The organism is Micromonospora sp. NPDC003776 (genome assembly GCF_053605645.1).
The window spans coordinates 1-11,878 of sequence record NZ_JBSGJR010000164.1 but is presented as its reverse complement, the minus strand read 5'-3'; the positions used below and the strand labels follow the sequence as shown (position 1 = coordinate 11,878).

The window sequence follows — 11,878 nt, the reverse complement described above, 5'->3', positions numbered from 1 at the left end:
CGCGAGGCCGGCGGGCTCGCGCAGCGACTCGTCCGGCGCCGGCTCCCGCAGCCACGCCCGCAGCAGCGCCGCGACGACCGACGAATCGGCGGACGCGCGCTGCTGGGCGAGGAAGATCCGGAACACGGCGGATTCCAGGTCGGGGGAACGCTCCAGGTCGGTGACCCCGTAGTGCCCCAGCGCCTTGGCGAGCCTCGCCTGGAACGCGGACGGCAGCCCGGCCCGCTCGACGTCCAGGCTCTGCAGGTAGGTGTGGAAGTACTCGCGGGCGGTGTGGATGTGGCTCCCACCACCGTCCTCACCCGAGGGCCGGTTGCGGCTCAGCTCGGCGAGGTCGGCGAACACGTTGAGCAGGTCGAGCTCCTCGGCCAGCGGCCGGTGGCCCGCCTCGACGGCGGCCCGGCGCGCGACGAGGTAGCCGTCGAGCACCCGACGCTCGTCGTGCGGGTCGACGTCGAAGCCGAGCAGCAGCCCGCGCAGATCCTCCTGGCCCCGTGCGGCACGCGCCCGGGCCGGGAGCTGGTCGGCCGCGACGGGCAGGTCCACCTCGACGGACCCGGCGGCCGGGCCGGCCACGCTCTCGGCGCTCTCGTCGGCGAGCGGCTCCAGCCGCAACAGCGGCGCCCCGGCCTCCACCTGGCTGCCCACCGAGACGGCGCACTCCTTCAGCCGGGCCTTGAACGGCGCCCGCAGCACCGTCTCCATCTTCATGGCCTCCAGCACCAGCACAGGCGCGCCCGCCTCGACCTCGGCGCCGACCGCCAACGGCGTGGCGACCACCAGGGCGGGCATGGGGGAGCGCAGGACGCCGCCCTCGTCGCGGCTGACCCGGTGCGTCACGCCGTCCACCTCGACCAGGTGGACCGGCCCGTGCGTGCCGGTGAGCAGGCGGTGCCGGGCGCCGTTGACGACGATCTGCCCGGTGTGCTCGTCGAAGCGGTCCAGCTCGACGTCGGCGGTGCGGACGTCGTCGCCCGCCTCGATGCCCACCCGGAACCGGTGCGCCCCGATCCGCGCGACCCGCATCCGGTAGCCGACGCCGCGCAGCTTGAGGTCCAGCGGCCGGCCGCTCTTGTGCTGCACCTGCGGGCGCCCACCGGCCGCGGTCGAGAGCAGCCGCTGCCGCTCGACGCGCTCCTCCTCCTCGTACGCCTCGATGGCGGCGGCCGCGAGCGCGACGCCGGAGTGCCGGTGCGCGACGAGCCGCCCCTCGCCGCGGACGCGGTCGATCCAGCCGGTGTCGGCGCTCGCGTCGATCACCTCGGGCTGGTCGAGCAGGTCCAGCACGAAGCTCTTGTTCGTCGCGCCGCCCTCGATGATGACCGTGGTGTTCGCCATCGCCCGGCGCAGCCGGCCGAGCGCCTCGTCGCGGTCGGCGCCGTAGGCGATGATCTTCGCGATCATCGAGTCGAAGTCGGCGGGGATGGTGTCACCCTCGCTGACGCCGGTGTCCACCCGGATGCCCGGCCCGGCGGGCAGCACCAGGCGGGCGATCCGACCGGGGGAGGGCGCGAAGTCGCGGTCGGGGTCCTCGGCGTTGAGCCGGGCCTCGATGGCGTGCCCGCGCTCCACCGGCGGCCGGCCTTCGAGCCGGCCGCCGGAGGCGACGTGCAGCTGCGCCTTGACCAGGTCGAACCCGGTGGTGGACTCGGTGATCGGGTGCTCGACCTGCAGCCGCGTGTTGACCTCGAGGAACGCGAACAGCCGGTCGCCCGGGTGGTAGAGGAACTCGACGGTCGCCGCGCCGCGGTAGCCGACCGCGACGGCGAGCCGCTCGGCCGAAGCCTTGAGCTCGGCGGCCTGCTCGGGGCTGAGCACCGGCGACGCGGACTCCTCGATGACCTTCTGGTTGCGCCGCTGCACCGAGCAGTCGCGGACCCCCAGCGCCCACGCGGTGCCCTGGCCGTCGGCGATCACCTGCACCTCGACGTGCCGGGCGCCGGTGACCAGGCGCTCCAGGAACACCACGCCGCTGCCGAACGCCCGCGCCGCCTCCTGGCTGGTGCGCTCGTACGCGTCGGCCAGTTCGGCCTCACTCGTGATCACGCGGATGCCGCGCCCGCCACCGCCGGCGGTCGCCTTGAGCATCAGCGGGTAGCCGATCTGCGCCGCCGCCGCGAGGGCGGCGTCGAGGGTCTCGACCGCCCCGCGGCTCCACGGCGCGACCGGCACGCCGACCTCCTCGGCGATCAGCTTCGCGCCGATCTTGTCGCCGAGCTTGCGCATGGCCTCCGGGTCCGGCCCGACGAAGGTCACCCCGACCCGCTCGCACAACTCCGCGAAGGCCGGGTCCTCGGCGACGAAGCCCCAGCCGACCCAGGCGGCGTCGGCCCCGGTCTCCACCAGCGCGCGCTCCAGCACCGTCAGATTCAGGTACGGGCGGGCCGCGGCCGGGCCGAGGTCGTACGCGATGTCCGCCTCGCGCACGAAGGTGGCCGTGCGGTCGACGTCGGTGTACAGGGCGACGGTCTCGATCCGCGCCCCGGTCTCCGCGGCCAGCTCCCGGACGGCGTGGATGAGCCGCATCGCGGCCTCCCCACGGTTGACGATGGCGACACGGCTGAACACCCGACCGACCCCTCCGGTAGACATCAGAGCTACGCGCCGCGAGTCCGCGAACCCCGGCAGTGATCACCTTTCCCTCTGCCGGCGGGCGGCGCCATGTCGTAACCACCGAACCGGAGAGGGCGGCCGTTGTAGGAACCCGACAAAACTTTTTGGCGCCCCCGCCGCGGTCCTGGGGCTGGTGATCGCCCGTGGGGCACACGTTGCCGGAGGGCGTCCACCACCGGCTCGCTCTCGGCGGCGTCGGGTCGGGTGATCAGCTCGGACCGGCTTGCCGGGCGGGTTAACCAGCCAGGTCGCCGGCCGGGTGGTCCTGGCGCGCCAGGTGCGCGCGGAGTTGGTCGTCTTCCGGGCGTCGAACCTGGCCGCCGCCAACGTCGCCCAGCTGCTGCTCGGCGCGGCCTGGATCCCGATGTGGTTCTTCCTCAACCTCTACCTGCAGCAGGTGCTCGGGTTCAGCGCCTTCCCCAGCGGCGCCGCGCTGCTGCCGATGACGATCCTCATCATGATCACCATCGCCCCGCGGGCCATCGCCCGGTTCGGCCCGAAGCCCATGGTGGTCACCGGCCTCGTGGTCCTCGCCGTCGGGCTCGGCTGGCTCGGCAGCTTCGCCGTTGACGTCCTGCCCGCCTCGCTGGTCGCGGCGTCGGGGGGCATGTCCCTGGCGTTCATCCGTTACCTGTCAGTGCGCTCTAGCGACTGATCGGCATGTCCCGCCTTGCGGTGGGACGGTCCCGGTCTTACCCGCCTGAGCGGGGCCGGGTTGACGTTTCATGGCCACCGGCCCGCCGGGGCGGGTCTTATGGTCGGCTCCACGTCCTGCCACCGGGCCACTCCCGGCGGTGGTGACCTCATCCGCGAGGGCGGCGAGGTTACGCGCGGCATTCAAGTCCCGATCGAGGACCAAGCCGCACGAGTCGCAGAGGTAGGTTCGGACCCGCAGCGGCAGCTTGGCTTTCACCGCACCGCAGCCCGAACAGGTTTTGCTGGAGGGATACCAGCGGTCGGCGACGATCCGCCGGCCACCGTTCCACGAGGCCTTGTAGCCCACCTGTCGACGGATCTCACCGAACCCGGCATCAGCGACCTGCCGGGCCAACCGCCGGTTGGCCAGCATGCCGGCCACGTGGAGGTCTTCGACCACGATCGTGCCGTACTCGCGGGCCAGCCCGGTGGTCAGCTTGTGCAGGCCATCACGACGCAAGTTCGCTACCCGCGCATGCGCGCGAGTGACCTGCTTGCGGGCGCGTTCCCACCGGTTTGAGGGCCGCCGGCCGGTGCGCCGGTCCGGGCCGACACGCCGGGACATCTGCCGGTACAGGCGCCGCATCCGCTGGCCGGCCTCGTCCAGATGCCGCGGGTTGGGCACCATCTCACCGGTGGACAGCACCGCCAGGTGGGTGATCCCCACATCCACGCCGACCACCGCCCGCGGGCGCGTCGGGGTGCGCTCGACCCGCTCCACCTCGACGCAGAACGCCACATGCCACCGCCCACCGTCACGGCGCACCGTCGCCGACAGGATCCGCGCCGTGCCCACCTCCAAGCGGCGGGCGAGCTTGCGGGTCGACTCGTAGGTCTTCAGCCGGCCCAGCCGGGGCAGCACCACATGCTTACGGTCCGGCTCCACCCGGATCGCACCCGTGGTGAACCGGACGCTGGGGGTGCTGCGGCGGCGGGACTTGAACCGCGGGAACCCGACTCGCCGCCCCTTCCGCTTGCCCGCCCGCCAGTCGGACCAGTTCTTCAAACCGCACGCCAGGGCGTCGAGGCCGGTGTTGAACGCCTCCTTGGAACACTCCCGCCACCACGGCGCCACATCCGGCTTCGCCTGGTTCCACGCCTTGCGTAACGCCGCGAGACTCCACCCGAGCGTCGGAGTCAGCAACTGCTCAGGCACACCGTAGCTGCGTTCCGCGGCGCGCTGGTCCATGACCGCCTTCACCCTGGCCAGAGCCCAGTTGTACGCCACCCTGGCCGCGCCCGCATGCGCCAGCACCAACCGCTCCTGCAACGGCGTCAGGTCCAGAGCGAACCGGTACGCCTGCATGCTGCGCACACCCACCCCCACTCACCCCCTCCGGGGTCAGTGTCGGCGACGGGTACGACACTCCCGCAGCCCCTCGCTCAAACACCGCACCAGAACGCGTCTCTGCCGCCTGAAGAACACTCCACTGGCAGCAGTTGACACCCGCTCGCTCGGCACAGCGATCTCGAGCGCCTGCCCGGAGGAGGGTGGCCTCGCCTCGGGCATTGTCAACACCAGCTACCGGGTCGGCTCGGCGCTCGGCCTGGCCGCGATGACCGCGGTCGCCTCCGCCGCCGGGGTGGACCGGCTCGACGACCTGGTCGCGCTGACCGACGGCTACTCCGCAGCCTTCCTCAGGCGCCGGCCTGATCGCCGTCACCGCCGGGCTCACCCTGCGCGCTGCACGCAGGCGGACGTTGACGCCGAGCCGGTGCGGGTCGGTTGCGAGGAGTGGCGGCCGGTCGGCGGACAACGGCGACTCGGCGACCGCACCTCGTGCCGGCGGGACGGTCGGTGTCCGGCCGCCCCGCCGGCGTACCCCCGTTCATCGGGCGGAGGATGCGGCGGGCTGGAACAGCTCGACCAGGTTGCCGGCGGGATCGGCGAGCAGGATCTGCCGTCCGCCGGGGCCCGAGACCGGCTCGCCGCGGAAGGCCAGCCCCGCGCCCCGGAGCCGGTCGATCTCGGCGTCCAGGTCGTCGACGATCAGGTGGATCCGGTTGCGGCCGGGAGTGGCGCTGCCCTCGGGGGTGGCGCGGGCGCCCGAGCTGGCCGGCCCGGACAGCAGGAGCCGGAGGGGGCCGCGGACCACGTCCGCGAACGCGTCCCCGGCCCGGTGGTTGAGCTGAAAGCCCAGGTGGCCGGTGTAGAAGGCGACGGCCGCCGGGACGTCGTCCACGATGTACCGGACGCTGGCGTACTGATCGGATGGGGCCACGACGAGAACCTCCTTGAGCTGCCTACGGACGGGCGGCGGCGAGAACCGGGCCCAGCCGTCGTACCCGGTTGTCGATGTCGCCGGCGATACGCGTGAAAGCCGGATAGGTGGACCGGGCGGTGTCGCCGCCCGGGGCGGGATCGGGGATGCTCCAGTGCAGCCGCCGGGCGTCCCCGCCGACGCCGGCGCAGGCCTCGCGGGCCCGGTCGCACACGGTGATCACGTAGTCGAACCGGCGGCCGGTGAGCGTGTCGAGGTGCGTGGGGCGCTGGGCGGCGACGTCGATGCCGAAGTTCCGGCGCAGCACCCGCACGGCGTGGGGATGCAGCCGCGATTTTGGGTGGCTTCCGGCACTGAGGGCCACCACCTGGCCGGCGGTGTGGTGGCGGAGCAGCGCCTCGGCGATCGGTGAGCGGGCGCTGTTGCCGGTGCACACGAACAGCACGGTGAGGCGGGGCAGCCGCCCGGGCTGGACCGGCGGGGTGGGTGTGTCGGCGTCCAGGCGCAGCGCAGGGTGCAGAGCGGCGCCCGTGCCGGCCAGCTCCCGGGCGCAGCGGTCGAGGTCCAGGTGGTAGTAGCTGTCCCGGCCGTCGAAGCTGCTGCGGTTGACGGTGACCAGGCCCCCGTTGCGCAGCAGCCGCAGGTGGTAGGAGACCAGGTTCTGGGGCTCGCCGACCAGGGCCGCCAGCTCACGGACCCGCAGGTCGCCGTGGGCGAGCGCGGTCAGCAGCCGCCACCGCAGCGGGTGTCCGGCCAGGCGTACGAACGCCGGAGCGGCGTCCCTCGACGAGCCCACCAGCCGAGGTTACATCAAATTCATTTGATGCGTACGCCCGGACGCGGATGCCCCCCTTCGCCAAGGAATCAGTCGCGCTCCCTCTGGTTCAATGGCGATACCGTTGGTACCGTCGCGCAATGCCTACGGATCTCGAAGCTGGCCACGTCGATCGCGCGCGCCTTGCCAGCCTGCTGGAGCGGGAGCGGGCGGAGTTCGTCGACCGGCACTCCCGGTCGGCCTCCGCGTACGGCCGCGCGGAGCACCTGTTCGGCCGGGTGCCGATGACCTGGATGAACAAGAACGCGGCGGGCTTCCCGGTGTATGTCGACCGGGCCCGCGGGGCCCGGCTCACCGACATCGACGGCATCGAGTACGTCGACTTCTGCCTGGGCGACACCGGGGCGATGGCGGGCCATTCGCCGGCCCCGGTCGTCGCCGCGGTCACCCGACGGCTCGGCGACCTGGGTGGCGCGAGCACCATGCTGCCCACCGAGGAGGCGGCGACGGTCGGGGCCGAACTGAGCCGCCGCTTCGGCCTCCCCGCGTGGAGCTTCACGCTCACCGCCACCGACGCCAACCGGTGGGCCATCCGGCTGCTGCGCGCGATCACCGGCCGCCCGCGCATCCTGGTGAACAGCTACTGCTACCACGGCTCGGTCGACGAATCGCTGATCGTGGTCGGTCCCGACGGGCGCGGGCGCAGCCGGGAGGGGAACGTCGGCGCCCCGTGCGACGTGACCACCACCAGCCGGGTCGCCGAGTTCAACGACCTCGACGGCCTCGCCCGCGAACTCGCCCACGGCGACGTCGCCGCGGTGCTGATGGAGCCGGCGCTGACCAACATCGGCATCGTGCTGCCCGAACCCGGCTACCTCGACGGCGTCCGCGCGCTCACCCGCCAGCACGGCACCTACCTCATCAATGACGAGACCCACACCTTCTCCGCCGGTCCCGGCGGCGCGACCGCCGCCTGGGGCCTGACACCGGACGTGGTCACCATCGGCAAGGCCATCGGCGGCGGCGTCCCCGTCGGCGCGTACGGGCTCTCCGCCGAACTCGCCGCCGCGCTGCACGGCCGGGCGGACCTCGACCTGGTCGACATGGGCGGCGTGGGCGGCACCCTCGCCGGCAACCCGGTCTCGATCGCGGCGACCCGGGCCACCCTGCAGGAGGTGCTCACCGACGACGCGTTCGCCGGCATGATCGACGTGGCGACCGGCTTCGCCGACGGCATCCGCACGATCATCGACGGGTACGCGCTGCCCTGGTCGGTCAGCCAGCTCGGCGCGCGGGTCGAGTACCGCTTCGCCACACCGGCGCCCCGCACCGGCACCGCATCAGCCGCCTGCGCCGACCCCGAGCTGGAGGACTACCTGCACGTCTACCTGATCAACCGGGGCATCCTGATGACCCCGTTCCACAACATGGCGCTGATGTGCCCGCAGACCACCGTCGAGGACGTCGCCCGGCATCACGAGGTCTTCGCCGCCGCGCTCGGCGAGCTGCTGGGTTAGACGGCGCTTCCCGCCGCTGTTCCGGTGGTGGCCCGGGACCCCGGCAGCGCGGCCACATGGGCCATGATGCACGGATGTCAGCACTGCTCGATGAGATCGACTGGTCCACCCTGACCCACGCCTACGGGTCGGCCGAGGACGTACCGGACCTCCTCCGGGCGCTCGCCTCACCAGACGAGCAGGTACGCGCGGACGCCCAGTACGAGCTCTACGGCAACATCTATCACCAGGGCACCCGGTTCGAGGCGACCGCCTACGCGGTGCCGTACCTGCTCCACCTGGTTGGGGACCCGCTGACCCGGGACCGAGCCGACCTCATCATGCTGCTGGCGAGCCTGGCCACGGGGGATGTCTACACCGAGGTGGTCGCCGGCTTCCCGGTCCGTCGGCTACGCGAGAGCGTTGCCGGTTTCGGTGAGGTGCAGGCGCGCCGGGTCGGTGCGCTGCGGCAGCAGTGGCTGGGCGGGTTCGTCAACGGTCGGCCGACATCCCCTCGGCCGTGGAGCCGGGACGAGGGCGCGTTGCTGGACGTCTGGTATGGGCTGCGGGCGTACGATGCGGTGCGGGCCGGCGTGCCCGTGCTGGTCGACCTGTTGGCCGACGCCGACGCCGAGATGGCCGGCGCCGCCGCCTACGCCCTGGCCTGGTTCCCGGAGGCGGCCGACCTCACCGGACCCGTGCTCGAATCGCTGGCCGGCGACGCGGACGTACCGGTGGCACTGGCGGGCACGGCGCTGCTCGCCCTCGCACTCACCGCTACGGTGAACGCCGACGCGTACCGACCGTTGCTGCGCGCGTTCCTGGATTCCGGCGATGCGACCCTCCGCTGGGCGGGGGCGACGGCGTGGGCGATCCTGGCCGGCACCGACTCACCACAGGAGGCGCGGACCGAGTTGGCGGTTCAGGCCCGGCGCGAGCCGGAGCAGGTGCACTTCGCGTTGTGGCAGACGAGCATGGCCGACTGGGCGCTGCTGTTGCTCGACGTGGTGGACCCCGAACAGGCCGAAGGCGTTCGCGTCGAGCTGGTGGGGGCGCGGCTGGACCGGCTGCCGCCGGACAAACCCTGGCATAACCATCTCACCGCTCCGTTCGCGCTGGCCTTCCCGGACGGCCCCCCGACAGAAGCCCCCGCCTACGACGACCTCACCAGGTCGCAGCGGCTGCTGGTCGATCATCTGTGGCAGTATCCCGAGGGCTTCGCCCATCGGACCGGTGGCCCGCAGGGACTGCTCCGGCAGCATCTGCTGCCGACCGACCCGGCGCAGCTCGCCGAGTACGCGGCAACCGACCAGCGGTGACCGACGGGGGTAGCCGTTCTGCAGCCGACCGTTTCATCGGCATCACGCCTGCACGGCTGATCCCTGCCGGTGCGGCCCGCCGTACTCGGTCAGCGTGAACCGCCCCTGCTCACCGGCGGAATGCACGATGACGACGACCGTGCTGGCATCCTCGAATCGCAGCGTGAACACCGGATCGAGGTCGCACAGCTGGGCGAACGCCTCGCGATCCGACTCCTCGTCGTCGACCAGGCGGCCGTGTGCGTCCCAGCTGGCGCCGCGCGGGGAGATCACGACGGCCACCTCGACGCTGCCGAGCAGGGTGCTGCGGTTCGCCCACCACTCCAGCCGGCAACGACCCTCGAAGCGCTCCATGTCGCGATCCTTCCTGGCCCGGCTATCGCCCGCCCCGGATGACCCGTACGCCGAACGCGATCGCTCCGATGGCGAGCGCAGCGCCCAGGAGCCGGAGGCCCGGGGACTCTTCCGCCTCCCCGTGGGCCATGCCGGCGACGCCGAGGGCCATGGCGACGATGGCGAGGACGTATCTCATGGTTCACTCCTCGACCCACTCCAGCAGGTCACCGGGCTGGCAGTCGAGCACCCGGCAGATGGCTTCCAGGGTGCTGAAGCGGATCGCCTTGGCCCGGCCGTTCTTGAGCACCGCGACGTTCGCCGGGGTGAGGCCGACCCGCTCGGCGAACTCGCCCACGCTCATCTTGCGCTTGGCCAGTTCCACGTCGAGGCGTACGACGATGGGCATCAGATCACCGCTTCCATGTCGGTCTGCAGCGTGGTGGCCTGGCGCAGCAGCGCGCGCATGACCACCATCAGCAGCCCCGCCACCGCGACGCCGATCACCATCAGGAACAGCAGCACGGGTAGGCCGGGGTCGCCCGCGCGGAAGCCGACGTAGAGGAACACACCCAGCAGCACCACCCAGGCGGCCGCGATGGTCCACACGATGGCGTCGACCCAGACCAGGGACGCCGGGCTGAAGATGCGGTCCCGCTTGACCAGGGTGAGCAGCTTCCAGGTGCAGACGATGACCGCCTGGACGCACAGCACCCAGAACACCGTCACCGCGGTGGCCGGCCACCGCAGGTAGGCCAGCTCCGGGTTCTCCCGGGCCATGTGCGCGAACTGCCCCGGCAGCGAGAGGGTCTCGAACGGGATCAGGACCCCGAACAACACTACGAGGAAGACTCGGAGAGCGGACACCGCTCGGCGCTCTGTGACCATGTATCGACTATCACTCGACACCTATCGAGAGTCAATAGATTCGGCATGGCGCGCGGCGACGGCGGGCCTTAGCCGGCCGTTAAGTAACCGGGGCAACCGGTGCGTTCGGCGACAGCACTGGGCAGACTGGTCCGATGCCCGCCGCCGCTCCGCCCGGTCCCGCCGCGCACCGCCGTCCCCGTACCCGGAAACTCGTGGCCGTGGTGGCCGCGCTCGCGATGGCGGTCGGGGTGGGCGCCTGGTCACTGCGGGACCGGGTCGCCGGCAAGGACGGGACGCCGCGGGCCGGCGACGCCGCCGGCGCGACGCGCGACGGCGGCCCGCCGAGCTGCGCCGGCCGGCCGGCCCGGGCGCCGCGCGAGGTGCGCGGCATGTGGATCACGACGGTCAACAACATCGACTGGCCGAGCCGGCCCGGGCTGCCGGCCGAGACGGTACGGGCCGAGTTCCGCGGCTGGCTGGACCTGGCGGTGCGACGCCACCACAACGCGGTCTTCGTCCACGTGCGCCCGAGCGGGGACGCGCTCTGGCCGTCCGCCTACGCGCCGTGGTCGCAGTGGCTGACCGGGCGGCAGGACGGCGGCGACCCCGGCTGGGATCCGATGGAGTTCATGGTCGCCGAGGCGCACGCGCGCAACCTGGAGTTCCACGCCTGGTTCAACCCGTACCGGGGCGGGCAGCCGGCCACCGTCGGCGGACCCGGCCCCCGGCTGGACCGGCTCGCGCCCAACCACCCGCTGCGGCAGCACCCCGACTGGGCGGTCACCTACCCCAGCGCCGACCGGCCCGGCAGCCGCCTCTACTTCAACCCGGGCATCCCCGCCGCGCGCGCGTTCGTCGAGGACTCGATGCTGGAGGCGGTCCGCCGGTACGACATCGACGGGGTGCACTTCGACGACTTCTTCTATCCGTACCCGGAGGCGGGGCAGGATTTCCCCGACGCTGCCGCGTTCGCCCGCTACGGCGGGGGATTCACCGACCGGCACGCCTGGCGTCGGGACAACGTGAACACGCTGGTCCGGGAGATGAGCGAGCGGATCAAGGCGATCAAGCCGTGGGTGAAGTTCGGCATCAGCCCGTTCGGCATCTGGCGCAACGCCCGCACCGACCCGGCCGGCTCGGCCACCGCCGGCCTGCAGAGCTACGACGACATCTACGCCGACACCCGGCTGTGGGTACGGAAGCAGTGGCTGGACTACGTCGTGCCGCAGCTCTACTGGAACATCGGGTTCGCCAAGGCCGACTACGCCAGGCTGCTGCCCTGGTGGGTGACCACGGTGAAGGGCACCCGGGTGCAGCTCTACATCGGCCAGGCCGACTACCGGGTGGGGGAGCGCGGCGCCTGGCGCGACCCGGCCGAGCTGGACCGCCAGCTCGCCCTCAACCGGCGGTACGGGGTGAGCGGGAGCGTGCACTTCAGCGCCCGGCAGGTACGCGCCGACAAGCTCGGCGCGGTCAGCCGGTACAGCGCGGCGCACTACGCCGGCCCCGCGCTGCTGCCGCCGATGGCGCAGTTGCCGGTCGCGCCGCCGCCGG

General features: G+C 72.5%; 12 protein-coding genes. 4 read left to right on the top strand and 8 right to left on the bottom strand.

What is annotated here, in order from left to right; all coding sequences use genetic code 11:
- Positions 1 to 2,568, bottom strand: a 2,568-nt coding sequence (locus ACWEVO_RS15845) for an ATP-binding protein (protein WP_452308255.1), incomplete at its 3' end; no start/stop codon positions are given.
- Positions 2,569 to 2,872: 304 nt separating this feature from the next.
- Between ACWEVO_RS15845 and ACWEVO_RS15840 the strand changes: the two genes are divergently transcribed.
- The gene (locus ACWEVO_RS15840) at positions 2,873 to 3,268 is read left to right on the top strand and encodes a hypothetical protein (protein WP_452308254.1); all 396 of its coding nucleotides are present in this window, start codon (positions 2,873 to 2,875) and stop codon (positions 3,266 to 3,268) included.
- On the opposite strand, the gene tnpB is transcribed toward ACWEVO_RS15840, so the two are convergent.
- From tnpB to ACWEVO_RS15825, 3 genes are all read right to left on the bottom strand, one after another.
- The gene (tnpB, locus tag ACWEVO_RS15835; protein WP_452308253.1) at positions 3,248 to 4,630 is read right to left on the bottom strand and encodes an IS607 family element RNA-guided endonuclease TnpB; all 1,383 of its coding nucleotides are present in this window, start codon (positions 4,628 to 4,630) and stop codon (positions 3,248 to 3,250) included. The genes ACWEVO_RS15840 and tnpB overlap by 21 nt on opposite strands.
- A 508-nt stretch (positions 4,631 to 5,138) precedes the next feature.
- Complete coding sequence (locus ACWEVO_RS15830; protein WP_452308252.1) at positions 5,139 to 5,531, bottom strand: VOC family protein; 393 nt, start codon at positions 5,529 to 5,531, stop codon at positions 5,139 to 5,141.
- A 22-nt stretch (positions 5,532 to 5,553) separates the two neighbouring features.
- On the bottom strand, positions 5,554 to 6,327 hold the full coding sequence (locus ACWEVO_RS15825) for an arsenate reductase/protein-tyrosine-phosphatase family protein (RefSeq protein ID WP_452308251.1): 774 nt from the start codon (positions 6,325 to 6,327) through the stop codon (positions 5,554 to 5,556).
- 119 nt (positions 6,328 to 6,446) lie between these two features.
- On the opposite strand from ACWEVO_RS15825, the gene ACWEVO_RS15820 reads away from it, so the two are divergent.
- Positions 6,447 to 7,823 carry a transaminase gene (locus ACWEVO_RS15820; protein WP_452308250.1) on the top strand — a complete coding sequence of 459 codons (1,377 nt, stop codon included), beginning with the start codon at positions 6,447 to 6,449 and terminating at the stop codon, positions 7,821 to 7,823.
- A gap of 74 nt (positions 7,824 to 7,897) precedes the next feature.
- On the top strand, positions 7,898 to 9,121 hold the full coding sequence (locus ACWEVO_RS15815) for a hypothetical protein (RefSeq protein WP_452308249.1): 1,224 nt from the start codon (positions 7,898 to 7,900) through the stop codon (positions 9,119 to 9,121).
- A 42-nt stretch (positions 9,122 to 9,163) separates the two neighbouring features.
- Here the strand turns inward: ACWEVO_RS15815 and ACWEVO_RS15810 are convergent, their stop codons facing one another.
- The 4 genes from ACWEVO_RS15810 to ACWEVO_RS15795 are packed head-to-tail and all read right to left on the bottom strand — an operon-like array spanning position 9,164 to position 10,321.
- Positions 9,164 to 9,475, bottom strand: a complete 312-nt coding sequence (locus ACWEVO_RS15810) for a hypothetical protein (protein WP_452308248.1) — start codon at positions 9,473 to 9,475, stop codon at positions 9,164 to 9,166.
- Positions 9,476 to 9,497: 22 nt separating this feature from the next.
- The gene (locus tag ACWEVO_RS15805) at positions 9,498 to 9,653 is read right to left on the bottom strand and encodes a hypothetical protein (RefSeq protein WP_452308247.1); all 156 of its coding nucleotides are present in this window, start codon (positions 9,651 to 9,653) and stop codon (positions 9,498 to 9,500) included.
- 3 nt (positions 9,654 to 9,656) lie between these two features.
- Positions 9,657 to 9,863 carry a helix-turn-helix domain-containing protein gene (locus ACWEVO_RS15800; protein ID WP_452308246.1) on the bottom strand — a complete coding sequence of 69 codons (207 nt, stop codon included), beginning with the start codon at positions 9,861 to 9,863 and terminating at the stop codon, positions 9,657 to 9,659.
- Positions 9,863 to 10,321 carry a DUF2975 domain-containing protein gene (locus ACWEVO_RS15795; RefSeq protein ID WP_452308245.1) on the bottom strand — a complete coding sequence of 153 codons (459 nt, stop codon included), beginning with the start codon at positions 10,319 to 10,321 and terminating at the stop codon, positions 9,863 to 9,865. The genes ACWEVO_RS15800 and ACWEVO_RS15795 overlap by 1 nt, the downstream gene beginning before the upstream one ends.
- 155 nt (positions 10,322 to 10,476) lie before the next feature.
- Here ACWEVO_RS15795 and ACWEVO_RS15790 point away from each other — a divergent pair.
- Positions 10,477 to 11,878, top strand: a 1,402-nt coding sequence (locus ACWEVO_RS15790; protein WP_452308244.1) for a glycoside hydrolase family 10 protein, incomplete at its 3' end; no start/stop codon positions are given.

Excerpts from the sequence above, each read along its gene's own strand:
- ACWEVO_RS15805 (WP_452308247.1), bottom strand. The coding sequence starts at position 9,653 with ATGAGATACGTCCTCGCCATCGTCGCCATGGCCCTCGGCGTCGCCGGC.
- ACWEVO_RS15820 (WP_452308250.1), top strand. The coding sequence starts at position 6,447 with ATGCCTACGGATCTCGAAGCTGGCCACGTCGATCGCGCGCGCCTTGCC.
- ACWEVO_RS15810 (WP_452308248.1), bottom strand. The coding sequence starts at position 9,475 with ATGGAGCGCTTCGAGGGTCGTTGCCGGCTGGAGTGGTGGGCGAACCGC.
- ACWEVO_RS15800 (WP_452308246.1), bottom strand. The coding sequence starts at position 9,863 with ATGCCCATCGTCGTACGCCTCGACGTGGAACTGGCCAAGCGCAAGATG.
- ACWEVO_RS15815 (WP_452308249.1), top strand. The coding sequence starts at position 7,898 with ATGTCAGCACTGCTCGATGAGATCGACTGGTCCACCCTGACCCACGCC.